The sequence below is a fragment of the Leisingera sp. UBA4491 genome, from assembly GCF_002388965.1.
Lineage (GTDB): Bacteria > Pseudomonadota > Alphaproteobacteria > Rhodobacterales > Rhodobacteraceae > Leisingera > Leisingera aquaemixtae.
In genome coordinates this window covers 49,613-70,833 of record NZ_DGNN01000004.1, presented here as the reverse complement: position 1 = coordinate 70,833, position 21,221 = coordinate 49,613, and the positions used below count along the sequence as shown (strand labels likewise).

Genomic DNA, 21,221 nt, shown 5'->3' with positions numbered 1-21,221 from the left:
CGGGAGGCCGGGCGGAATTGCAAACGCTTCAGCGCGGCTTGATCCCGGCCGGCTCCAGCTTGTGTTCGGGCTCCACGTGAATCACCGCCTGCGCATCCGGAAGCGCCGCTTTCAGGGCCGCCTCCACCCGGTCGCAAATGTCATGCCCGGCGCGCACGGACATGGCGCCGTCCACCACCATGTGAAACTCGACAAACAGGGCGCGGCCGGCGCGGCGGGTTTTCAGCCCGTGCACCTGCAGCGCCCCGGCCGCGGAGCGGTGGATGATCTCTTCGATTCGCGCGCGCTCCGCTTCGGGCGCCGCCATGTCCATCAGCCCGTTGACGGAGGACGCGATCACCCGCCACCCCTCCCGCAGGATGTTAACCGCCACCAGCAGCGCCAGCAGCGGGTCGAGAATGGCCCAGCCGCTGGCCAGTGCCAGCCCCAGCCCCGCCAGCACCCCGGCAGAGGTCCAGACATCGCTCATCAGGTGCCGCCCGCCTGCCGACAGCGCCGGAGAGCTCAGCCTTGCGCCTGCCCGCAGCAACACCTGCGCCCACAGGAGGTTCACCGCCATCGCCAGCGCATTGATCAGCAGGCCCGCGGGGCTCCAATCCGCCATCTCCGGCCGGGCCAGGGCGTTCACGGCCTCATGCACGATCACCAGCGCGGCGATCACGATCAGGATGCCTTCGATCACTGCCGAGAAGTATTCGGCCTTGTGGTGGCCATAGGGGTGGCCTGCGTCCGGAGGCCGCTGCGCATAGCGCACTGCGAACCAGGCCATTACCGCGCCGCCGATGTTCACCAGCGATTCCAGGGCATCGGACAACAGGGCCACCGAGCCGGTCATCATCCAGGCCGCGATTTTCAGCCCCATCACCGCCAGCGCAACAAAGATAGAGCCCGTTGCCAGCTGCTGCGCATTGAACCTTTGAGACATGATCCCTCCCGCCTGCGCCTTGCCTACATCAACAGCCCGCGGCGCAGCAGGTTCAGCCCCGCAACCAGCAAAACCACCAGCGTTGCCTGCCGGAACAGCGCCTGGTCGATCCGGTCATGCAACCGCCCGCCGATCCACATCCCCGCCACCGCCGGCACGATCAGCGCCAGCGAGAATGGTGCCGTTTCGGCCCGCATCACACCTGAGCCGGTATGCGCAACCAGAAGCGCCACCGCACCCAGGCCGTAGATCACCCCTTGCACCCGGATCTGTTCTGTCTTCTCGGTGCCCAGCGCCGTCAAGTAAGCCACCGTCGGCGGCCCCCAGACGCCCGAGACGCCGCCGATCAGCCCGGCAACGCCCCCCACTACAGCCTCGCTGCGGCGGCTGGGATTGGAGAGGGTGAGCACCTTTCCCATCAGCTGAATGCAGGCAAAGACCGTCACCGGCAGGCCAATCACCAGAAGCAGCGCCTGCTGCGGCAGAACCCGCACCATCTGCGCACTGAGCAGCAGGCAGACAAGACCAGTCAGCAGGAACACCCGGAACCGGCGGATCGAGGCCAGGGCGGCCGCCGGACCTTGCCGCAGCGCCTGCATCCCGTTTGTAACCAAGGTTGGCAAAATCAGCCCTGCAAGCGCCAAATCGGGCGCCAGAAACAGACTGAGGCCGGAGATAAAGATCATCGGCATGGCAAAACCGACCAGGCCTTTGACGGTGCCGGCCAGCAGCGCAGTGCCAAATGCAGCCGACAGCTCCGCCGGGGAAAGGAGAGAAAACAGTGCCGTCATGCCACCGCTCTATCACATCCGCAGCGTGCTGCACCGGCAAAATCAACACGCAATATTTGATCCAAATGACACGCTAGTTAGTATTTTTGTTGCGCTGCACCTGCAAAATGATTTACCACCGGGCGACCGAAGAAGGATCTGATTCATGGCCCACGACGGACAGGACTTGCATATGAAACCGACTCTCATTCCCGACCTGCTGGCGCTGACCGCCGCATCGCTGGAACCGCTAAACCAGCTGTTTGAGGCCGCGCGCGCCTCGGTCAAGGACATGGTGAGCGAGGAGGGCCGGGTGTCCGGCCGCCTGATCGAGGAAAACCAGGTGGCGGCACACGGGCTTTCTTGGCTTGCCACTTACGTCTACTGCCTGCGGCAGATGCAGAAATGGGCGGAAAGCCTGCAGGCCGACGGCAAATTCGGCGAGATGGAGCAGCTGATCCACCAGATCGGCTTTGGCGAGTACCTGCTGCAGGTCAGCGGCGGCATCCAGATGAACCAGGGCGAAATCATCCGCCTGCAGGATCTGGGCCTGGGCGCGGACGCGCTGAACACGCTGCAGGTGCCCGCGGTGGAGACGCTTTGCGCGCATGGCAACAGCCAGGCCGCGCGGACCCGGCTGGTGGAGCTGATGGAGGCGCAGGCCGGTTCCACCATGTTCGGCAACTCCGGCCTGGAGGAAGAGCTGGAGATGATCCGCGACCAGTTCCGCCGCTATGCGGTGGAGAAGGTCGAGCCGAATGCCCATGACTGGCACCTGAAGGATGAGCTGATCCCGATGGAGGTGATCGAGGATTTGGCGGAGATGGGCGTCTTTGGCCTGACCATTCCGGAGGAATACGGCGGCTTCGGCCTCTCGAAGGCCTCGATGGTGGTGGTCTCCGAGGAGCTGTCGCGCGGCTATATCGGCGTGGGCAGCTTGGGCACGCGCTCGGAGATCGCGGCGGAGCTGATCCTCTGCGGCGGCACCGAGGAGCAGAAGGCGAACTGGCTGCCCAAGCTTGCCAGCGCCGAAATCCTGCCCACCGCCGTCTTCACCGAGCCCAACACCGGCTCCGACCTCGGCTCCCTGCGCACCCGCGCGGTCAAGGATGAAAACGGCGACTACAGGATCACCGGCAACAAGACCTGGATCACCCACGCCGCCCGCACCCATGTGATGACCCTGCTGGCGCGCACCGACCCGAACACCACAGATCACCGCGGGCTGTCGATGTTCCTGGCGGAGAAGACCCCGGGCACAGATGAGCACCCGTTCCCGACCGAAGGCATGACCGGCGGCGAGATCGAGGTGCTGGGCTACCGCGGCATGAAGGAATACGAGCTGGGCTTCGACAATTTCCACGTGAAGCAGGAAAACCTGCTGGGCGGCGAGGAGAACAAGGGCTTCAAGCAGCTGATGGAGACCTTTGAATCGGCCCGCATCCAGACCGCGGCCCGCGCCATCGGCGTGGCGCAATCGGCGCTGGACATCGCCATGCAGTATGCGCAGGAGCGCAAGCAGTTCGGCAAGGCGCTGATCCATTTCCCGCGCGTCTCCGGCAAGCTGGCGATGATGGCGGTGGAGATCATGATCGCCCGCCAGCTGACCTATTTCTCGGCCTGGGAAAAGGACCACGGCCACCGCTGCGACCTGGAGGCCGGCATGGCCAAGCTGCTGGGCGCACGGGTTGCCTGGGCGGCCGCGGACAATGGCTTGCAGATCCACGGCGGCAACGGCTTTGCGATGGAATACAAGATCTCCCGCGTGCTGTGCGATGCCCGCATCCTCAACATCTTTGAGGGTGCTGCCGAAATCCAGGCGCAGGTCATCGCCCGCCGCCTGCTGGGCTGACCGCCGCCAGTGACCACCGCAGGGGAGCATTCCCCTCCTCGCCCGGCGTTCGCGCCGGGCTTTTTTGTGCGTCCGGAGCCCGCCCGGTATGCGTCCGGCCTGAAACCGCTGCGCAGAAATAGCCTGTTTTCTGTATAGGGTGTTCGCTCCCGGGCAAAATCTGTTTAGCTAAGGAGCCATGACATTCCTGCGCTGCCTGCTTCTGCCATTTCTGCTTTTGCTGCCCGCCTGCGGTGAGACCGTGCCCGAGGGCCAGTCCGCACGTATTCTGGCCATGGGGGATTCGCTTCTGGCCTGGCACAGCCTGGCAGGCAGATCCATTCCGGACAGGGTGGCGCAGGAGCTGCAGGAACCGGTGGTGGACAGGTCTGTTTCTGCCGCGCGGATCCTCTACAAGCTGCCGATTTCCGGTGCTGCGGGCATGAACATCGGCAAGCAGTACACGCCCGGAAAATGGGACTGGGTGATCGTGAACGGCGGCGGCAATGACCTGTGGCTGGGCTGCGGCTGTTTTGCCTGCAACCGCAAGATGGACAAGCTGATCTCTTCAGACGGACAGAGCGGGGCGATCCCGGGCATGCTGGCCGAGCTGCGCGCGACCGGGGCCAAGGTGGTCTACGTCGGCTATCTGCGCAGCCCCGGGGTGGGGTCGCTGATCGAGCATTGCCGGGACGAGGGCAACGCGCTGGAAGCCCGCATCACCCGTCTGGCGGCACAGGATGAAGGTATCTTCTTTGTGTCGAACAAGGACATGGTGGCCCACGGCGACCGCTCCTACCACGCGCGGACATGATCCACCCCTCGATCAAGGCCAGCCGCGAGATCGGCCGCAAGGGCGCCGAGATCATCCGCACAAACTGAAGGGGTCTGCTCCCGCCCCCTTGCGGCGCATTCCTGGAATGCGCCTGAGGCGTTGGGCCGGGCGCCGTGCTGCGCACGGCGCGGCAGTGCTTCGCCGGAATGACACGGCAGGCGCCGCGCACTGCGCGGCGCCGGGCCCAACGGGCGCAAGGCATTTCCAATGCCGCGGCGGCGGGCGGGAGCACCTGCTGCAGGCTTTGCTTGTGCGGGGCGCTGCCGCGTCCCAAATTGAATTGAGACGCTATTGCTGGAGGTCTTGATGCTGCGCGCTGCCCTGATCGGTTCCCTGCTGCTTGCAAACGCCTGCGCTAGGGATGAGAGCCTGTCGGCCTATGGCGCCGCAGGCAAGATGTGGCAGCTCCAGAGCATCGATGGTGCAGCCTTTCCAGCCTCCGCGCACCTGACGTTTCCGGAACCGGGCAGGATCGCCGGCCGCGGTCCTTGCAACAGTCTCCAAGGCAGCCAGAATGCCCCCTATCCGTGGTTTGAAACCGGGCCGCTGGCGGTGACGCGCGCTGCCTGCCCGGAACTGGAGGCTGAGGCCGCGTTCCTCCATGCCCTGCAGGAGATGACGCTGGCGGAGGTGTCGGGCGATGTGCTGATCCTCAGCAACGAGGCGGGCCGCGAGATGCTGTTCAAAGACGGCGGCTGAGCTGGTCCATGAGCCGCCCGCGCGCCTCGGGCAGAGGATGGTTGCCAAGCGACGGCGCCAGGTGCGCCTCCAGGAAGTAGCCAGTGGTACGCAGGGCTTGAACGATTTCGGTATCGTCAGCGTTGCCCTGGCCCAGCATCACCGGCGGCAGCGGCAGCAGCCGGTCCGCCCAGTCGCCTGCGCCTTCACGTGAAACAGCCCGGCCGGTTTTCGGCGACACGTAAGCCAGACCGAAGCGGCTGCCGGTCACGGCGCAGGCCGACAGGTCCAAGCCAAAGCCCATCTCCTCCAGCAGCGCCAGCTCCCAGCGCAAATAGGCCAGCGGCCAGAGGTCTTCGTTCCCGAGAAGGTCGAGCAGCTGTTCGCTGCGGGAATAGAGGTCCGGATGCGGTTCCCGCTCCGGCAGGCAAAAGGACAAGAGCGCCGTCACGGTGTTGAGCCCGGCCAGCGCCAGCCGCCCGGAGAGCGCAGCGGCAGCCCGGCTGCGCAGGGGTTCGGCATGGTAGCTGCCCAGGTGATCCTCCAGCCGCGCCCGCCAAGTCACATCCAGCTGTGCGCCGGGCTGCAGGATAGGGGCCATCCGGCGGCCGGCGCCGCCGCGCACAACGCCCGCATGGCGGCCGTGGCCTTCGGTAAAGACGTCGATGATGGCGGAGCTTTCGCCGTGACGGCGCACCGAAAGCAATATGCCGTGATCACGCCACTCCAACGCCCTGCCTCCCTGTCCTGCGGCCTGCCCTACCTGAGCGCATTGCCGGATGGGCTGCAAGCGGCAGGGTCATTCGAGGCCGGGTTCGTCCAGCAGGTGGCGGCCCTGCCGGTCCTCGACCTCGACCACCCAGAGATCGGGGTCGAACTCGCGCTGGCGGCGGATGGAGGCGTCGACCTCGGTCTCGGCGCCGGCGGACAGTTCATCCCATTTGCGGTTGCCGCTCATCAGGTCGTAGGTGCGGTGAAAGGCGCGGGCCTGGCCGTCGAGCGTGTTGAGCTTGACCAGCACCGCGCCTGCGGTGTCGTCGCCATGCGCGGTGATGAAGGCCGGGATGTCCTGAAACCGCAGCCGGGCCAGGTAGGCATCCACCCAGAAGCGGGCGGTGAGGCGGGTCATGCCGCGCCCTCGCCTGCGTCAGCGCCAAAGGCGAGTGCGGGAGCCTCCGGCGGGAGTACTTTTGGAAAGTTGAAAAGCACGGGCAGCGTCAATTGCCGTCCTTGAAGTCGAGGCCCATTTCAGAATAGCGCTCCGCCTCTTCCAGCCAGTTCGGGCGCACCTTCACCTGCAGGAACAGATGCACCTTGCGGCCCAGGAATTCCTCCAGCTCGGCGCGGGCAGCCTGGGAGACGGATTTGATCGTCTCGCCGCGCTTGCCCAGAACGATCCCCTTGTGGCCGTCGCGGACCACATAGATGATCTGGTCGACCCGGGCGGAGCCGTCCTTGCGCTCTTCCCATTTCTCGGTCTCGACGGTCAGCTGGTAGGGCAGTTCCTGGTGCAGGCGCAGGGTCAGCTTTTCGCGGGTCATTTCCGCCGCGATCATCCGCATCGGCAGGTCGGCGATCTGGTCTTCGGGGTAGAGCCAGGGGCTTTCCGGCAGCTTCCCCGCCAGCCATTTGCGCAGGTCATCGACGCCATGGCCGCGCTCTGCCGAGATCATGAAGGTTTCGGCGAATGCGTAGCGGCTGTTCAGGTTTTGGGCCAAGCCCAGAAGCTTTTCCGCGGGCACCTTGTCGATCTTGTTGATCGCCAGCGCCACGGTGCGGCCTTCGCCGATCTCCGCGAGGCCTTCGAGGATGGTTTCGACGCCTTCGGTGATGCCGCGGTGGGCCTCGACCATCAGCACGACAACGTCAGCGTCCGCAGCGCCGCCCCAGGCGGCGGCCACCATCGCCCGGTCCAGGCGGCGGCGCGGCTTGAACAGGCCGGGGGTATCGACGAACACCAGCTGCGCGTCGCCCTCCATCGCCACGCCGCGGATGCGGGCGCGGGTGGTCTGCACCTTATGGGTCACGATCGAGACCTTGGCCCCGACCATGCGGTTCAGAAGGGTCGACTTGCCCGCGTTGGGCTCTCCGATCAGGGCAACGAATCCGGCGCGTGTGGTCATCTGTACTGGTCCTGTTTGCAGAGCCGATCCCCTACAGGATTTTACCCACAGGGGCCAGAGGCGTTTTCACGGGGCTTGGGACAGCGTCGCACAGGCTTGCCCTATGTCAAAGACCTGTGGCAGATCCCGTGGGAGACCCGCAGCGCCAAGCCACACCGCGAGCCAGGCCTTTCTTAGAGTACACATAAAGGGGCTTGCCTGATGAATCGCCGTGACTTTCTGCTGGGAACAGCTGCAACTGCAGGGGCGCTTGGCTCGGGCGGTTGGAGCTTGGCGGCTGCCGGTGAGGCGCAGCGGCTTATCATCCAGCCTGCCAGTTTCGCTTTCCGTGAGACGCCGACCGAGGGTCTGGTGAGCCTGTCACCGGACGCGCCGCCGCCGGTGCTGTACGGGACGCAAGGCAAACCCATGCGGCTGCGGGTGCAGAATGGCACCGAAGATTACACCGCGATGCACTGGCACGGGCTGCGGATTGCCAATGCGATGGACGGGGTGCCCTATCTGACCCAGATGCCGATCGCGGGCGGCGAGTCGTTTGACTACGAATTCACCCCGCCGGATGCCGGCACCTACTGGTATCATCCGCACTGCATGACAATGGCGCAGATGGCGCACGGGCTGACCGGGGTTATGGTGATCCGGGAGGCGGAAGACCCCGGTTTCGACGGTGATCAGGCCATCAACCTGCGGGATTTCCGGCTGGATGATCAGGGCGCGTTCCTGCCCTATTACACGGCGCGCGGGGCGGCCCGCGGCGGGACGCACGGCAATGTGCTGACGGCGAACTGGCTGCAGGCGCCGGTCTATGATCACCCGGCGGGCGGGCTGGTGCGGCTCCGGGTGGTGAACACGGACACCACGCGGATCTACAAGCTGCATCTGAGCACGGATCAGGCGCGGATCATTGCCTGGGACGGGCATCCGGTGGATTTGGGCATCCCCCTGCCCTCAGCGCAGGAGCCCTTGCTGGCCGGTCCCGGTCAGCGGGTGGATTTCGCGGTGCGGATGCCTGCGGATGAGGGGCAGACAGTGGATCTTCTGGCGGAACTGCCGGGGCAGCCCGCCCGCACCATGGCGCGGATGCGGGCCATTGGCGCGGACCTGGCGCGGGATCTGCGGGAGTTGAAGCCTCTGCCGCCGAATCCGGTTTCCCGGCCGGATCTGGCAAACGCAGAAGTGCATGATTTCGTGTTCGGCTGGACACCGGAGGGCGGGGCGCCGAACGACGGTTATTGCGGCTCGATGGGTTACAGTTTCTGGTCGATCAACCGCACGCCCTGGGCCGGCGATGCCGCCAAGGGCACCGGGCCGCTGGCGGTGCTGGAGCGCGGCAAGAGCTATGTGCTGCGGCTCAGAAATGAATCGCCCAACCTGCATCCGATCCATCTGCACGGGCTGGCGTTTGTGCCGCTCCGCTCGAACCTGCGCAGGCTGCCGGCCCTGGTGACGGACACCCTGCTGCTGCTGAAGGACGAGGTGGCCGAGATTGCGCTGGTCGCCGACAATCCAGGCGACTGGGCCTTCCACTGCCATGTGATCGAGCATCAGAAGACCGGGCTTGCGGGCTATATCCGGGTGGTCTGAACCTAGCCGAGCTGTTCCAGCAGCGCCTTGGCGGCAGCTTGTTCGGCCTGCCGCTTGGAGCCTGCGGTGGCCTGTGCCTCGGTGCCGTCCTGCAGCCGCGCCGCGATGGTGAAAACCGGGGCGTGGTCCGGGCCGCTGCGGGACACCTCGACGTAGGTCGGCACCTTCTGCCCGCGCGCTTGCGCCCATTCCTGCAACGAGGTCTTGGCATCGCGCGCATCGGTCTCGACCTGGTGAATGCGTCCGCTCCACAGGCGCAGGATCATCTCCGCAGCCGCGTCAAAGCCTGCGTCCTTGTAAACGGCGGCAATCACCGCCTCCATCGCATCGCCCAGCAAGGCCTGTTTGCGGCGGCCGCCGGACATCATTTCAGAGCGGCCCAGCTTGAGCACCGCGCCAAGGTCGATCTCCTTGGCGACATCGGCGCAAGCTTCCTTGCGCACCAGCGCGTTGAAGCGCGGCGCCAGCTGGCCTTCGGTGGCGGTCTTGTCATGCTCCAGGAGCGCGGTCGCCATCACCAGCCCCAGAACCCGGTCGCCCAGGAACTCAAGCCGCTGGTTGTCCTTGCGGTTGGACGACGACACGGACGCGTGGGTCACGGCGCGCTGCAGCAGGTCGGGGCGGGCAAATTTATGCCCGATCCGTTCCTCGAACGCACGCAATTCCTTGGACAGTTTCACTCGATCCCCTTGAAGAAACGGTCGCTCCGCCAGGTCCAGAAATACAGCATGGACCGCCCGGCAGAGGAGAACATGATCCGGTCGGCACGGCCGATCAGGTTTTCAAAAGGCACAAAGCCAACCCCGCCAGCAGACTGCGGCAGGCGGCTGTCGGAGGAGTTGTCCCGGTTGTCGCCCATGAAGAAATAGTGCCCTTCCGGAACCTGATACACACCGGTGTGGTCCATGCCCTGGTTGGTGATGTTGAGCACGATATGCTCATTGCCGCCCGGCAGGGTTTCCAGCTTGCGCGACTTTTTGCAGATGGCTCCCTGGCCCACCGGCGCGTTTTCGCAGCGCGGGAAGGAGCCCTGCGGCCCCTGGCGTTCCATCACTTCCTCGAACTGGCCTGCGTCTTCCAGCTTGACCGGGGCGCCGTTGATGAACAGCACGCCGTTCTTCATCTGGATCTTGTCACCCGGCAGGCCGACCAGCCGCTTGATAAAGTCGTTGCCGTTGACCGGATGGCGGAACACCACCACATCGCCGCGCTCCGGCTGGCCGCCCATCAGGCGGGTGTTGTCGCCGTCCAGAAAGCCGCAGATGTCCTTGGCGTCGATGTTCAGCCCGACCGCGCCGATGCGCACGCTGGGGCAAGAGGCATAGGAATAACCGTAGGCCATCTTGTTCACGAACAGGAAATCCCCGATCAGCAGGGTTTCCTTCATTGATCCGGACGGAATCCAGAAAGGCTGGAAGAACAAGGTGCGGAAGACACCGGCGATCAGCAGCGCGTAGACGATGGTCTTGATCGTCTCAAGGATCGAACTGCCGGTCTTTGCTTTGGCCGTCATCAGGCTCTCCGGTTTGGAAACAGGGTCCGGGGCTACATGCGGGCCTGCGGGGGCCAAGTCAAGTTCCCGAAGGTGATTCCGCCGGGTCGCTGGCGGACGGGCGCGCCTCGATCACCACGAAGGCCTGCGCCCAGGGGTGGTCGTCGGTCAATGTCACGTGGATCACCGCCTCATGGCCGGGCGGGGTCATCTCGCGCAGGCGGTCGGCCGCCCAGCCGGTCACATGCATCACCGGCTGGCCGGTGCGCAGGTTGGAGACCGCCATATCCTTCCAGGCGATGCCCATGCGCAGACCGGTGCCCAGCGCCTTCGAGCAGGCCTCCTTGGCGGCCCAGCGCTTGGCATAGGTGCCCGCCACATCACGGCGGCGCTCGGCCTTTCTCTGCTCCGTCTCGGTGAAAACCCGGTTCCGGAACCGGTCGCCGAACCGGTCCAGCGTCCGCTGGATCCGCTCGATATTGGCAAGATCGGTTCCGACACCCAGGATCATTCTTCCAGCCGTTTCAAACCCAGCTTGATGCCATGGCCCAGAAACAGCCGGTTGACCATCAGGATGACCGCCAGCAGCAGCAAACAAACACCTGCCAGGAACAGGACCGGAATCGTTTGCCGTGCCTCGGCCACCACCGGATTATTCCAGTAAAGCGGCAGCTGCACAGCCGTTAGCACCGCCACAACCCCGGTCATTGCTGCCGCGTTGACCCAGGCCGCCCTGCCCGCCAGAGGTGCCCGGGTGGCCTGCGCAATGCGCATCCCTTCCAGCACGGCGGCAAACATCGGCGGCAGCACGGTTGCCAGCCCGGCCGGCATCCCGGCCCCAAACTGCGCCAGCAGCAGACCCAGCAGCAGCATCCCGGCAGAGGCCGCCATCCACAAGAGCCCGTAGCGGATCAGATTGACGTGCATCGCCCCGTCACCCCCGCGCTTCATCCATCAGGCGGCGCATCTCCTGCACCGCCGGGGTCAGGCCGCGAAAGATCGCTTCGCCGATCAGGAAGTGGCCGATGTTCAGTTCCTTCACCTCCGGAAAGGCCGCAACCGGCTGCACGGTCTCATAGGTGAGGCCATGGCCCGCATGCACCTCCAGCCCCAGCGAATGGGCATAGGCAGACATCTCCCGCAGGGCCTCCAGCTCGCGGTCGCGCTCTGCAAGCTTGCCCTCGGCGTGGAAGTCGCAATAGGCGCCGGTGTGCAGTTCGATCACCTCGGCCCCGATCCGGTGCGCAGCCTCGATCTGCTTGCGGTCGGCAGCAATGAAGATCGACACCCGGCAGCCCGCCGCGCGCAGCGGCGCGATGTAATGCGCCAGGCGGTTTTCCTCGCGCGCCACTTCCAGCCCGCCCTCGGTGGTGCGCTCCTCGCGCTTTTCCGGCACGATGCAGACCGCGTGCGGCTTGTGGCGCAGGGCGATCTTCTGCATTTCCTCCGTCGCCGCCATTTCGAAGTTCAGCGGCACGCTCAGCGCGTCCATCAGCCCGTCGATGTCAGCGTCGGTGATGTGGCGGCGGTCTTCGCGCAGGTGGGCGGTGATGCCGTCTGCGCCTGCCTCCTCCGCCAGCTTTGCGGCGCGGACCGGGTCCGGATAAGCGCCGCCGCGGGCATTGCGCACGGTGGCGACATGGTCGATGTTCACGCCCAGGCGCAGTTGGTTCTGTGTCATGAGAGGTCTCTCATCCGTCTGAAGTAAAAGCCTTGAGCCAAAGACTAGACAGACGGCGGGCAAGAGCAACCCTGCAAGCGATAATGGTACAATCCGGCAGCGCGGCTCAGGAGCCGGTGCTGACTTCGGCACGCTGCTTGATCGCCTCGAACTTGGCCTTGATCTTGGCCCGGCGGCGCTGCTGATAAACGCGGATCACCGGCAGGCTGAGCATATAGCAGACCGTGGCGCTGATGATGCCCGGGATGATGCCGCCGATCATGTAGGGATAAAACACCTCGTTATAGAACAGGTGCAGCCCCTGCCAGTCGGCGGGCTTGTCCATGAACAGCGCAAACAGGTTGTCCTTCAGGTCGGCGCCCGCGGCCAGAAACTTGCCCGCCAGAGACTTGTCGACTTCCTCGTCGAACTCGGTGCCCAAGAGCCAATGACCGGTTTGCAGGCTGGCGACCCCGATCGGCACGTAGGTCAGCGGGTTGCCAAAGAAGGTGGCGCTGAGCGAGGCCAGGATATTGCCGTTCATCAGCCGCGCGATGATCGCCGCCACCAGGAAATGCATGCCGTAAAAAGGCGTGAAGGTGGTGAATACCCCGGCCCAGATCCCGCGGGCGATGCGCTCGGGCGAATCGGGCAGCCGCCGCACCCGGTGTTTCACGTACAGGAAGGCCCGGCCCCAGCCGCCGCGCGGCCAGACGAAGTCCGCCAGCGCCCGGAGGGGCGAACGTCTGTCCCGGCGCCTGAATACCAAAGCTGTCCGTCCTTCCCAGTTCCGGCTCAGAGTTTCAGCGGCTTACCCCGGAAAATGGCGTTCTTCCGGCTTGTTCCGGAACCGCGCCACCGCGGCAACATCGCTTTCCGCCTCAAGCGTCAGCATCAGCGAGTGCAGCTGCTCCACATCCCGCAGCTCCACATTGATCATAAGCCGGTAAAAGTCTGGTTTCCTGTCAACAAATTCAAGGTCCGAGATATTGGCCTTTTTCTCGCCGATCAATGTGCAAATGCGCCCCAGCACCCCGGCATCATTGCCGATGGTCAGTTCCAGCGTGGTGCCATAAGCTGCCGGATGGGTGCCGCTGTGCCAATGCACGTCCATCCAGCGCTCCGGCTGGTCCTCGAACTCGCCCAGCTTGTCGCAGTCGGCGGCATGCACCACCACGCCGCGGCCGCGGTAGGTGATGCCGATGATGCGCTCGCCCGGCAGCGGCTGGCAGCAGGGCGCGCGCTCAAAGCTCTGCCCCGGTTCCAGGCCGATCACCGCCCGGCGGGGTGAGATTTCGTCGCCATCGCCGGAGGTGGTCAGTTCAGGATAGACCGACTGCACCACATCATGCGCGGTGATCTCGGCCGCGCCCAGCCGTGCAAGCAGCTCGTTCACGCCGCTGGCGCGCAGCGCGCGGGCCGCGGTTTCCAGCGCCTTGTCCGTCGCCTTCTTGCCAACATGCTCAAACGCCGAACGCGCAAGTTCATGCCCCAGCTTCACAAACCGCGCCCGATCAGCTTCGCGCAGGGCGCGGCGGATGGATGTGCGGGCCTTGCCGGTGGTGGCGATCTCCAGCCAGCTGACCTGCGGGGTCTGGCCCTCGGCGGTGATCACATCTACCGATTGGCCGTTGCGCAGCCGGGTCCACAGCGGCACCCGGATCCCGTCCACCTTGGCCCCGACGCAGGCATGGCCGATGCGGGTGTGAATGGCATAGGCAAAGTCGATCGGCGTCGCGCCCTTGGGCAGCTTGATCACGTCGCCCTTGGGAGTGAAGCAGAACACCTGATCCGAATACATCTCAAGCTTCACGGCTTCGAGGAATTCGTCGTGATCGTCCTCGGCGTCAAACTGTTCAGTCAGCGAGGCAATCCACTTGGCCGGATCGACGGCAAAGGGGTTTTCCGAGCGCACCCCGTCGCGGTAGGACCAATGCGCCGCAACGCCGGTTTCGGCCACATCGTGCATCTGGCGGGTGCGGATCTGCACCTCAACCCGCTTGCCGTCGCGGCCCGACACCGTGGTGTGGATTGAACGGTAGCCGTTGGATTTCGGCTGGCTGATATAGTCCTTGAAGCGGCCCGGCACGGCCCGCCAGCGCTGATGAATGGCACCCAGCGCACGGTAGGCGTCTTCTTCGGATCCGGTGATCACCCGGAAACCGTAGATGTCCGACAGCCGCGAGAAGCCCTGATCCTTGGCCTGCATCTTGCGCCAGATCGAATAGGGTTTCTTGGCACGGCCAAACACCTCCGCCTCGATCCCGGCCTTCTCCAGCTCCAGCCGCATGTCGCCGGTGATCCGGTGGATCACGTCGCCGGTTTCGCGCTGCAGGGTCACAAAGCGGCGGATGATCGACTGCCGCCCTTCCGGGTTCAGCACGCGGAAGGCCAGATCCTCCAGCTCCTCGCGCATCCACTGCATCCCCATGCGGCCCGCCAGCGGCGCATAGATATCCATGGTCTCGCGCGCCTTCTGGGCCTGCTTCTCGGGGCGCATCGCCTTGATGGTGCGCATGTTGTGCAGACGGTCGGCAAGCTTCACCAGGATCACCCGCAGATCCTTGGACATCGCCATGAACAGCTTGCGGAAGTTTTCAGCCTGCTTGGTCTCGCGGCTGCTGAGCTGCAGGTTGGTCAGCTTGGTGACGCCATCGACCAGCATCGCCACCTCGCCGCCAAAACGGCGGGCGACTTCTTCGTAGTTCGCCTTGGTGTCTTCGATGGTGTCATGCAGCAGCGCGGTGATGATGGTTGCATCATCCAGCCGCTGTTCAGTCAGGATCGCGGCCACCGCCACAGGATGCGTGAAATAGGGCTCGCCCGAGTGGCGGAACTGCCCCTCATGCATCTTCTCGCCAAAGGCATAAGCCTCTGCGATCCGTGCTGCATTGGTCTTGGGGTTGTAGTTGCGGACCAGAGCAATCAGGTCGTCAGGGGATATCATGTCCGGTCCGCAGCCTCAAAATTCTCGGAACGCGCGCCTCAGCCCTGGCCCTGGGCCTCCATCAGCGCGCGCAGCAGTTTCTCTTCCGACATGTCGTCTTCAGCGGGCTTGTCGTGGTCCGCGCCCATCAGCAGAGCCATGGAATCCTCTTCCGGCTCGTCAACCTCGATCTGGGTCTGGTTGCTCTCGATCAGACGCTCGCGCAGCTCGTCCGCGCTCTGGGTCTCTTCGGCGATCTCGCGCAGGGACACAACCGGGTTCTTGTCGTTGTCACGCTCGACAGTGATCGGGGCACCAGCCGAGATTTCGCGGGCACGGTGCGCAGCCAGCATCACCAGCTCAAAGCGGTTGGGCACTTTATCGACGCAATCTTCAACCGTCACGCGGGCCATCAGCGACTCTCCAATTCAATTCCTGGTCCAGAAGGCAGACTTCTACGCCCAAATCTTTCTCTTGACAAGGGCGGAAAACACCGCATCGCGCGCGCTACAGAGGGCACACTTCAGCCGCCTCTTCCGGCGGCAGTTCCGCCAGCATTTCGGACGCGGTTTTCTGCAAGACCGGGTGGCGCCAGCGCGGCGCGATGTCTTGCAGCGGCACCAGCACAAAGACGCGGTCCTGGATGCGCGGATGCGGCAGGATGATCTGCCCCGGCGCCTCCTGCATCTGGCGTTCCAGCGGCAGCCCCTGCCAGCGGCGGTATCCTGCTGCATCCGGCAGCACCGCGCCGCCGTGGTCCAGCAGATCCAGATCCAGCGTGCGCATTCCCCAGCGCTGTTCCCGCACCCGGGCAAACTGCGCCTCGATCTCATGCAGACGTGCCAGCAGGGCATCAGCGGACAGAGAAGTTTCCACCGCGACAGCGGCGTTTACATAATCCGGGCCGGCACCGGCCGGAAAACAGGGCGTGCGAAAGAACCGCGAGACGCTGCGCAGCCTGATACCCTCAGCCTGCAAAGCGGCGATGGCCTTTGACAATGTGACTTCCGGCGCACTAGCGTCAGCAGGCAGGTTACCGCCAAGTGCGATCAGCGACAGTTTCCGGTTTCCGGCCATTTTTGACCCTATTTCAGAATGGCAGTATACTTGCGGCAGATGACAAATAACTTACATTAAGTCCACCCGTTTCGCCGTTTTCAAGCTCACACTCACGGAACTCAAGGCTGAGGCGGATATACCGGAAGGAACATTTGATGTTTTACAAAGACGAACGGCTTGCGCTGTTCATAGACGGGTCGAATCTGTACGCCGCGGCCAAGGCGCTCGGGTTTGACATCGACTATAAGCTTCTGCGGCAGGAATTCATGCGCCGCGGCAAGTTGCTGCGCGCCTTTTATTACACCGCTCTGCTGGAAAATGACGAGTATTCGCCGATCAGGCCGCTGGTGGACTGGCTGCATTACAACGGCTTCACCATGGTCACCAAACCGGCCAAGGAATACACCGACAGCCTGGGCCGCCGCAAAGTCAAAGGCAACATGGATATCGAATTGACCGTCGATGCCATGGAGCTGGCGCCGCGTGTGGACCATATCGTGCTGTTCTCGGGCGATGGGGACTTCCGCCCGCTGATTGCCAGCCTCCAGCGCCAGGGCGTGCGGGTTTCGGTGGTGTCTACCATCCGCAGCCAGCCGCCGATGATCTCTGACGACCTGCGCCGCCAGGCCGATAATTTCATCGAGCTGGAAGAGCTGCGCGACGTGATCGGCCGCCCGCCGCGCGAGCAGAGCGACCAGCGTTCGGCAACGGTCGCGCACGGTTGAGCGCAAGCAGCCGCCTGATACCCGGAGCGAGGCGCCTGATGGGGCGGCGCCTTCTCCGGACCTGATCAGTTGTCTGCTTGGCTGTTTATCTGGTTGTGGCGGGCAATCACTTCCGCTGGCCAGCGGCTCTTGATGTAGGCCAGCACTGCCAGCATTTCCTCCTCCGTCAGCACACCGGCGAAGCCGCCCATGCGGCTGCGGTAGCCGTTGCCGACCACCTCCGCAACGCCGCGCCGTGTGATGTCCAGCAGCTGCGCGTCCGGGTGATGCCAGGTGTGGCCGCTTTCGTCCTGCGGCGGCGCCGGCAGGTAGCCCTCGCTGTCCCGGTCCTGCCAATCGGGCTCGCCTTGCAGGTCCGCTCCGTGGCAGCTGGCGCATTGGTCCAGATACACCGCCTGGCCCAAGGCCACGGCTTCCGGATCCTGATAGGGCAGGATCCCGGCGGCCTGCGGGCCGCTCTCCGCCAGCCAGTAATACCCGGCCGCCGCCAACCCGGCCGCAGCGGTAACGGCAACCACCTTCTTCATGCCGGCCCCATGCCTGTTGCTGTCCACGGCGGGCTTTTGCCGCCTTCCCCCGCGGGAACCTCCAATCACAAACCTGTGAGACCGCCCGGGCACTGGACCTCGCCGCCTGAACCGCTTACCTCTGGCGCCCAAGGAGACGCCCATGACCAAGCCAGCCCTGACCCTCTACCTCGCAGCGCCGCGCGGCTTTTGCGCCGGAGTGGACCGCGCCATCAAGATCGTCGAAATGGCGATCGGCAAATGGGGGGCGCCGGTCTATGTGCGCCATGAAATCGTGCACAACAAATTCGTGGTCGATTCCTTGCGCGAAAAAGGCGCGCTGTTTGTCGAGGAGCTGGACGAATGCCCCGACGACCGGCCGGTGATCTTCTCCGCCCACGGGGTGCCGAAATCGGTGCCCGCCGCGGCTGAGGCGCGCGAGATGATCTACGTCGATGCCACCTGCCCGCTGGTCTCCAAAGTGCATATCGAGGCCCAGCGCCATGCCGAGGCCGGTTTGCAGATGATCATGATCGGCCACAAGGGCCACCCGGAAACCATCGGCACCATGGGCCAGCTGCCTGAAGGCGAGGTTCTGCTGGTCGAAACCGCAGCGGATGTGGCAACGGTTGAGGTGCGCGACCCGGACCGTCTGGCCTATGTTACCCAGACCACCCTGTCGGTCGATGACACCAAGGGCATCGTTGCGGCGCTGGAAGAGCGTTTCCCGAACATCATCGGCCCGCACAAGGAAGATATCTGCTATGCCACCACCAACCGCCAGGAGGCGGTGAAATCGGTGGCGCCCAAGTCGGACGCCCTGCTGGTGGTCGGCGCGCCGAACTCCTCGAACTCCCGCCGGCTGGTTGAGGTCGGCGCCAAAAACGGCTGTGCGTACGCCCAGCTGGTGCAGCGCGCCGAAAACATCGACTGGCGCGCGCTGGAAGGCATCCGCTCCATTGCGATCACCGCCGGCGCCTCTGCCCCGGAACTGCTGGTGAACGAGGTGATCGACGCCTTCCGGGAGCGGTACGACGTGACGGTTGAGGTGGTTGAGACCGCGGTCGAAACGGTGGAATTCAAAGTCCCCCGCGTCCTGCGGCAGCCTGCGTGACTTCTCTGCGGGCGGCCAATCCGGTTACAGAAAACGCACCCGCCGCGGGCTAATCGTGCTACGCCTTAGTCCGCGGGCATTTTTTGGAGCCGTTTTCATGATCACCCAGCACTTTCTGATCACTGCATTTTTAGTCATCCTCTCCCCCGTCACGGGCGTCATCCGAATGCTGGCGCCGGAACGCGCCTGAACCGGCCCTTTCACAGAGCGGAGGCGGGAGATGAGCGACCGGAAAACCCTGCAAGTCTACGCGGAAGCAGCGCAGGCCTATGCCGGCGGCTTTGCCCGGGCCGACGACAGTTTTCACGATCCGGATTTCGCGGCCTTCACTGCCCGGCTGCCAGCCGGCGCCCGCATTCTGGATCTGGGCTGCGGTCCGGGCCATTGGGCCGCCCGTTTCAAGGAAATGGGGTTCACGGTTTCCGCCATGGATGCCTCGCCCGAGATGGCGGACCTGGCGAAATCCGGTTTCGGGATCGAGGTTGAGGTCGCCACCTTCGAAGCAGTGAGAGGTAAAGGCCCTTTCGATGGCATCTGGGCCAACTTCAGCTTGCTGCACGCGCCGCGGGCTGGCCTGCCCGGACATCTGGCGCAGGTTCATCGCGCCTTGAACCCCGGTGGTATCTTCCATATTGGCATGAAGCTCGGAGACGGCGAAGGGCGTGACAAGCTGGGACGTTTCTATGCCTATTACAGCGAGGATGAATTGAATAATCTGCTTCAAGACGCGGGCTTCACCGTCACCCGGACCCGCCGCGGCAATGGCCAGGGCCTGGCCGGCGGCGTTGAAACCTACGTGATCCTGACCGCCCATGCCTGAACTGTTTGCTTATACCGACGGCGCCTGTTCCGGAAATCCCGGCCCCGGCGGCTGGGGCGTTCTGCTGCGCGCCATGGACGGTGACTCCATCGTCAAGGAAAAGGAACTGAGCGGCGGCGAGGGTGAGACCACCAACAACCGGATGGAACTGCTGGCCGCGATCAATGCGCTGGAAAGCCTGGCGCGGCCCTCCACGATCACCGTGGTCACCGATTCCGCCTATGTGAAGAACGGCGTCACCGGCTGGATCTTCGGCTGGAAGAAGAACGGCTGGAAAACCTCGAACAAGAAGCCGGTGAAAAACGTCGAGCTGTGGCAGCGGCTGGACGAGGCCCAGCGGCGCCATAAGGTAACCTGGGAATGGGTCAAGGGCCACGCAGGCCATCCCGAGAACGAACGCGCCGATGAACTGGCGCGCGCCGGCATGGCGCCATTCAAGAAAAAGAAAGGCGCCTGATGCACGGGGCCGCCGCATGAACTTTCTGACCCTGCTCGATTACGCCTCGGTGCTGATCTTCGCCCTGACCGGGGCGCTGGTTGCCAGCCGGGCACAGCTCGACATCGTAGGCTTTGCCTTCGTGGCCTGCCTGACGGCGGTTGGCGGCGGCACGGTGCGGGATCTGCTGCTGAACCGGGACCCGGTGTTCTGGATCGGTGACCCCAACTACATCCTGCTCGCAGCCGCCGCCGCGGTGACGGTGTTCTTTACTGCGCATCTGGTGGAAAGCCGGATGCGCTGGGTGATCTGGCTGGACAGTTTCGCCCTGGCGATTGCGGTGCCCGCGGGCACCGGTGCAGCGATTGCGCTGGGAAAGGAGCCGGTGATCGTTGTGCTGATGGGCATGGCGACCGGCTCGCTGGGCGGGCTGATGCGCGATGTGGTCTGCAACGAGGTGCCGCTGGTCCTGAAACAGGGCGAGCTGTACATCACCTGCGCGATGGCCGGTGCAATCACCGCCGTGCTGGCAATGTCCGCGGGGCTTGAGCTGCGGTTTGCCCTGCTCGCCTGCGCTGGCGTCTGCTGGACCCTGCGCGCGGGCTCCATCCTGTTCGGCTGGCACCTGCCCGTCTACAAAAGCCGCCCGCCCCGCAGCTGAGCCGGTTCAGGCGTTTTTGCGGCTCTCCTCCATGGCTTTCAGAAACGCCTGCCCCTCATCGCTGATCCGGGCCTTGCGGCCGCGGCGGCGGTGCCAGATCTGCGCCATTTCATGGTATTCCCGCAAGCTGGCATCGCGCAGCAGGTCTTCCTTGATCTCCAGCGCGGCAGCAAAATTGTCCGCCAGCCGCCGGTCCTCCTCCTCGTTCCGGTCGAACTTGTGCCAGTAGCCGGGTTCGATGGAGGCGGTGAAATGATTGGCCCGGCCGCGGGCCTTCTTGTTCAGGAACCCGTCGCGCGAGCGCAGCGCGTAATGGTTGAGCTGCGCAGCGGAGTATCCGTAGCTGCCGCGCACATACAGCACGCCCTCCAGCTCATTCTGCGGCAGGCGGGTGCCGTCGGCCAGCTGCCAGTTCACATCCTCCGGCGCAACCGCCAGGAAGGGGCGGTGAACGCCCATCCGCTCAAACTTCCCGTTGTTGCGGAAAGCCGTCTTGAAGAACCGGTGCTCATCCGCCTGGCCTTCCTCCGGTTCGGCCCGGACAAAGGCCTGCGGCACCGCAGGATGGTCCGCGGTCCCCACGCCTGCATTGCCGAAGATCCGCCAGACAAATGAAACCGCGTCCGCGTCCTGCCGCTCAGCCAGCAAGCCTGGCAGCGTGCCGTCCGCGGTATTGATCTGCAGAAATTCGTCGACATCCACCACCAGCACCCAGTCGGCCCCGGCCACCTTGGGCTCATACTCGGCCCACATCAGCGCGCTTTTGTGCGGCCCGCGCCGCATCACCCGGTTGAAGCGGTGCTCCACCACCCCCATCCGGTGCAGGCAGCGCAAGATGTGGTCGGTAGGGTCCGAGCAGTCGTTGGTGAACACCACGAAATCGCTGACACCGATGGATTTATAGTGGCAGATCCAATCGAGGATATAGGCGCCCTCGTCCTTCATGGTGGTCACGACCACCACATTCGGCGTGCCGCTGCGGCCAGTGTCCTGTGTCATTTTCTGATGCTCTCTGCCTCGGGTCCCGCCGCTTTTGGCTGCGGTTGCGTTATCTTATCCAACAAGATCCTCTGCGC

25 protein-coding genes are annotated in these 21,221 nt (G+C 64.6%); 9 read left to right on the top strand and 16 right to left on the bottom strand.

What is annotated here, in order from left to right:
* Window positions 1-28: 28 nt before the first annotated feature.
* Together B2P87_RS01360 and B2P87_RS01355 are read right to left on the bottom strand one after the other, a co-directional pair.
* Entirely contained in the window at window positions 29-925 is an 897-nt protein-coding gene (locus B2P87_RS01360; RefSeq protein ID WP_141891432.1) for a cation diffusion facilitator family transporter, read from the bottom strand.
* A 23-nt stretch (window positions 926-948) separates the two neighbouring features.
* Window positions 949-1,716 carry a sulfite exporter TauE/SafE family protein gene (locus B2P87_RS01355; protein ID WP_141891433.1) on the bottom strand — a complete coding sequence of 256 codons (768 nt, stop codon included), beginning with the start codon at window positions 1,714-1,716 and terminating at the stop codon, window positions 949-951.
* Between the two features lie 145 nt (window positions 1,717-1,861).
* On the opposite strand from B2P87_RS01355, the gene B2P87_RS01350 reads away from it, so the two are divergent.
* From B2P87_RS01350 to B2P87_RS01340, 3 genes are all read left to right on the top strand, one after another.
* A complete protein-coding gene (locus B2P87_RS01350) occupies window positions 1,862-3,547 on the top strand; it encodes an acyl-CoA dehydrogenase family protein (protein ID WP_141891434.1) in 1,686 nt (561 codons plus the stop codon).
* A 178-nt stretch (window positions 3,548-3,725) separates the two neighbouring features.
* Window positions 3,726-4,340 carry an SGNH/GDSL hydrolase family protein gene (locus tag B2P87_RS01345; protein WP_333869431.1) on the top strand — a complete coding sequence of 205 codons (615 nt, stop codon included), beginning with the start codon at window positions 3,726-3,728 and terminating at the stop codon, window positions 4,338-4,340.
* Window positions 4,341-4,667: 327 nt separating this feature from the next.
* Window positions 4,668-5,060, top strand: coding sequence for an META domain-containing protein (locus B2P87_RS01340; protein ID WP_141891435.1), 393 nt, complete (start codon window positions 4,668-4,670; stop codon window positions 5,058-5,060).
* Here the strand turns inward: B2P87_RS01340 and recO are convergent.
* The 3 genes from recO to era all read right to left on the bottom strand — a co-directional run bounded on the left by recO (window position 5,044) and on the right by era (window position 7,162).
* The gene (gene recO / locus B2P87_RS01335) at window positions 5,044-5,769 is read right to left on the bottom strand and encodes a DNA repair protein RecO (protein WP_141891436.1); all 726 of its coding nucleotides are present in this window, start codon (window positions 5,767-5,769) and stop codon (window positions 5,044-5,046) included. The genes B2P87_RS01340 and recO overlap by 17 nt on opposite strands.
* A 69-nt stretch (window positions 5,770-5,838) precedes the next feature.
* On the bottom strand, window positions 5,839-6,168 hold the full coding sequence (locus tag B2P87_RS01330; protein ID WP_008557039.1) for a DUF1491 family protein: 330 nt from the start codon (window positions 6,166-6,168) through the stop codon (window positions 5,839-5,841).
* Window positions 6,169-6,256: 88 nt separating this feature from the next.
* Window positions 6,257-7,162, bottom strand: a complete 906-nt coding sequence (gene era, locus B2P87_RS01325; protein WP_058286506.1) for a GTPase Era — start codon at window positions 7,160-7,162, stop codon at window positions 6,257-6,259.
* A gap of 201 nt (window positions 7,163-7,363) precedes the next feature.
* Between era and B2P87_RS01320 the strand changes: the two genes are divergently transcribed.
* Window positions 7,364-8,746: a multicopper oxidase family protein gene (locus B2P87_RS01320; RefSeq protein ID WP_141891437.1), complete on the top strand. Its 1,383-nt coding sequence runs from the start codon at window positions 7,364-7,366 to the stop codon at window positions 8,744-8,746.
* A 2-nt stretch (window positions 8,747-8,748) separates the two neighbouring features.
* On the opposite strand, the gene rnc is transcribed toward B2P87_RS01320, so the two are convergent.
* The 9 genes from rnc to folK all read right to left on the bottom strand — a co-directional run bounded on the left by rnc (window position 8,749) and on the right by folK (window position 15,901).
* Complete coding sequence (rnc, locus tag B2P87_RS01315; protein WP_141891438.1) at window positions 8,749-9,426, bottom strand: ribonuclease III; 678 nt, start codon at window positions 9,424-9,426, stop codon at window positions 8,749-8,751.
* Window positions 9,423-10,259, bottom strand: a complete 837-nt coding sequence (gene lepB / locus B2P87_RS01310) for a signal peptidase I (RefSeq protein ID WP_058286503.1) — start codon at window positions 10,257-10,259, stop codon at window positions 9,423-9,425. Before lepB ends, rnc begins: the two co-directional genes overlap by 4 nt.
* A gap of 58 nt (window positions 10,260-10,317) precedes the next feature.
* Entirely contained in the window at window positions 10,318-10,749 is a 432-nt protein-coding gene (gene acpS / locus B2P87_RS01305; RefSeq protein ID WP_141891439.1) for a holo-ACP synthase, read from the bottom strand.
* Complete coding sequence (locus B2P87_RS01300; RefSeq protein WP_141891440.1) at window positions 10,746-11,165, bottom strand: ABZJ_00895 family protein; 420 nt, start codon at window positions 11,163-11,165, stop codon at window positions 10,746-10,748. The genes acpS and B2P87_RS01300 overlap by 4 nt, the downstream gene beginning before the upstream one ends.
* Before the next feature lie 7 nt (window positions 11,166-11,172).
* The gene (locus tag B2P87_RS01295; protein ID WP_141891441.1) at window positions 11,173-11,919 is read right to left on the bottom strand and encodes a pyridoxine 5'-phosphate synthase; all 747 of its coding nucleotides are present in this window, start codon (window positions 11,917-11,919) and stop codon (window positions 11,173-11,175) included.
* Between the two features lie 106 nt (window positions 11,920-12,025).
* Window positions 12,026-12,667 (bottom strand): DUF2062 domain-containing protein, encoded by a 642-nt coding sequence (locus B2P87_RS01290; protein ID WP_058286499.1) that lies wholly within the window; start codon window positions 12,665-12,667, stop codon window positions 12,026-12,028.
* A 42-nt stretch (window positions 12,668-12,709) separates the two neighbouring features.
* Window positions 12,710-14,845: a RelA/SpoT family protein gene (locus B2P87_RS01285; protein ID WP_058286498.1), complete on the bottom strand. Its 2,136-nt coding sequence runs from the start codon at window positions 14,843-14,845 to the stop codon at window positions 12,710-12,712.
* A 38-nt stretch (window positions 14,846-14,883) separates the two neighbouring features.
* Window positions 14,884-15,237: a DNA-directed RNA polymerase subunit omega gene (rpoZ, locus tag B2P87_RS01280; RefSeq protein WP_058286497.1), complete on the bottom strand. Its 354-nt coding sequence runs from the start codon at window positions 15,235-15,237 to the stop codon at window positions 14,884-14,886.
* Window positions 15,238-15,331: 94 nt separating this feature from the next.
* Window positions 15,332-15,901, bottom strand: coding sequence for a 2-amino-4-hydroxy-6-hydroxymethyldihydropteridine diphosphokinase (folK, locus tag B2P87_RS01275; RefSeq protein WP_141891442.1), 570 nt, complete (start codon window positions 15,899-15,901; stop codon window positions 15,332-15,334).
* A gap of 137 nt (window positions 15,902-16,038) precedes the next feature.
* Between folK and B2P87_RS01270 the strand changes: the two genes are divergently transcribed.
* Window positions 16,039-16,608 carry an NYN domain-containing protein gene (locus tag B2P87_RS01270; protein ID WP_008555764.1) on the top strand — a complete coding sequence of 190 codons (570 nt, stop codon included), beginning with the start codon at window positions 16,039-16,041 and terminating at the stop codon, window positions 16,606-16,608.
* A gap of 65 nt (window positions 16,609-16,673) precedes the next feature.
* Here the strand turns inward: B2P87_RS01270 and B2P87_RS01265 are convergent, their stop codons facing one another.
* Entirely contained in the window at window positions 16,674-17,135 is a 462-nt protein-coding gene (locus B2P87_RS01265; RefSeq protein WP_141891443.1) for a c-type cytochrome, read from the bottom strand.
* Window positions 17,136-17,277: 142 nt separating this feature from the next.
* On the opposite strand from B2P87_RS01265, the gene ispH reads away from it, so the two are divergent.
* From ispH to B2P87_RS01245, 4 genes are all read left to right on the top strand, one after another.
* The gene (gene ispH / locus B2P87_RS01260) at window positions 17,278-18,228 is read left to right on the top strand and encodes a 4-hydroxy-3-methylbut-2-enyl diphosphate reductase (RefSeq protein WP_141891444.1); all 951 of its coding nucleotides are present in this window, start codon (window positions 17,278-17,280) and stop codon (window positions 18,226-18,228) included.
* A 220-nt stretch (window positions 18,229-18,448) separates the two neighbouring features.
* Complete coding sequence (locus B2P87_RS01255; protein ID WP_141891445.1) at window positions 18,449-19,048, top strand: class I SAM-dependent DNA methyltransferase; 600 nt, start codon at window positions 18,449-18,451, stop codon at window positions 19,046-19,048.
* Entirely contained in the window at window positions 19,041-19,505 is a 465-nt protein-coding gene (gene rnhA, locus B2P87_RS01250; protein WP_141891446.1) for a ribonuclease HI, read from the top strand. Before B2P87_RS01255 ends, rnhA begins: the two co-directional genes overlap by 8 nt.
* 16 nt (window positions 19,506-19,521) lie before the next feature.
* Entirely contained in the window at window positions 19,522-20,145 is a 624-nt protein-coding gene (locus tag B2P87_RS01245) for a trimeric intracellular cation channel family protein (RefSeq protein ID WP_141891447.1), read from the top strand.
* 6 nt (window positions 20,146-20,151) lie between these two features.
* On the opposite strand, the gene B2P87_RS01240 is transcribed toward B2P87_RS01245, so the two are convergent.
* Window positions 20,152-21,144 (bottom strand): glycosyltransferase family 2 protein, encoded by a 993-nt coding sequence (locus tag B2P87_RS01240; RefSeq protein ID WP_141891448.1) that lies wholly within the window; start codon window positions 21,142-21,144, stop codon window positions 20,152-20,154.
* Between the last annotated feature and the right edge of the window lie 77 nt (window positions 21,145-21,221).

Coding starts and splice junctions, on each gene's coding strand:
- B2P87_RS01360 (WP_141891432.1), bottom strand. CDS start 925: ATGTCTCAAAGGTTCAATGCGCAGCAGCTGGCAACGGGCTCTATCTTT.
- B2P87_RS01355 (WP_141891433.1), bottom strand. CDS start 1,716: ATGACGGCACTGTTTTCTCTCCTTTCCCCGGCGGAGCTGTCGGCTGCA.
- B2P87_RS01350 (WP_141891434.1), top strand. CDS start 1,862: ATGGCCCACGACGGACAGGACTTGCATATGAAACCGACTCTCATTCCC.
- B2P87_RS01345 (WP_333869431.1), top strand. CDS start 3,726: ATGACATTCCTGCGCTGCCTGCTTCTGCCATTTCTGCTTTTGCTGCCC.
- B2P87_RS01340 (WP_141891435.1), top strand. CDS start 4,668: ATGCTGCGCGCTGCCCTGATCGGTTCCCTGCTGCTTGCAAACGCCTGC.
- B2P87_RS01330 (WP_008557039.1), bottom strand. CDS start 6,168: ATGACCCGCCTCACCGCCCGCTTCTGGGTGGATGCCTACCTGGCCCGG.
- era (WP_058286506.1), bottom strand. CDS start 7,162: ATGACCACACGCGCCGGATTCGTTGCCCTGATCGGAGAGCCCAACGCG.
- B2P87_RS01320 (WP_141891437.1), top strand. CDS start 7,364: ATGAATCGCCGTGACTTTCTGCTGGGAACAGCTGCAACTGCAGGGGCG.
- lepB (WP_058286503.1), bottom strand. CDS start 10,259: ATGACGGCCAAAGCAAAGACCGGCAGTTCGATCCTTGAGACGATCAAG.
- acpS (WP_141891439.1), bottom strand. CDS start 10,749: ATGATCCTGGGTGTCGGAACCGATCTTGCCAATATCGAGCGGATCCAG.
- B2P87_RS01300 (WP_141891440.1), bottom strand. CDS start 11,165: ATGCACGTCAATCTGATCCGCTACGGGCTCTTGTGGATGGCGGCCTCT.
- B2P87_RS01295 (WP_141891441.1), bottom strand. CDS start 11,919: ATGACACAGAACCAACTGCGCCTGGGCGTGAACATCGACCATGTCGCC.
- B2P87_RS01285 (WP_058286498.1), bottom strand. CDS start 14,845: ATGATATCCCCTGACGACCTGATTGCTCTGGTCCGCAACTACAACCCC.
- rpoZ (WP_058286497.1), bottom strand. CDS start 15,237: ATGGCCCGCGTGACGGTTGAAGATTGCGTCGATAAAGTGCCCAACCGC.
- folK (WP_141891442.1), bottom strand. CDS start 15,901: ATGGCCGGAAACCGGAAACTGTCGCTGATCGCACTTGGCGGTAACCTG.
- B2P87_RS01270 (WP_008555764.1), top strand. CDS start 16,039: ATGTTTTACAAAGACGAACGGCTTGCGCTGTTCATAGACGGGTCGAAT.
- B2P87_RS01265 (WP_141891443.1), bottom strand. CDS start 17,135: ATGAAGAAGGTGGTTGCCGTTACCGCTGCGGCCGGGTTGGCGGCGGCC.
- ispH (WP_141891444.1), top strand. CDS start 17,278: ATGACCAAGCCAGCCCTGACCCTCTACCTCGCAGCGCCGCGCGGCTTT.
- B2P87_RS01255 (WP_141891445.1), top strand. CDS start 18,449: ATGAGCGACCGGAAAACCCTGCAAGTCTACGCGGAAGCAGCGCAGGCC.
- rnhA (WP_141891446.1), top strand. CDS start 19,041: ATGCCTGAACTGTTTGCTTATACCGACGGCGCCTGTTCCGGAAATCCC.
- B2P87_RS01245 (WP_141891447.1), top strand. CDS start 19,522: ATGAACTTTCTGACCCTGCTCGATTACGCCTCGGTGCTGATCTTCGCC.
- B2P87_RS01240 (WP_141891448.1), bottom strand. CDS start 21,144: ATGACACAGGACACTGGCCGCAGCGGCACGCCGAATGTGGTGGTCGTG.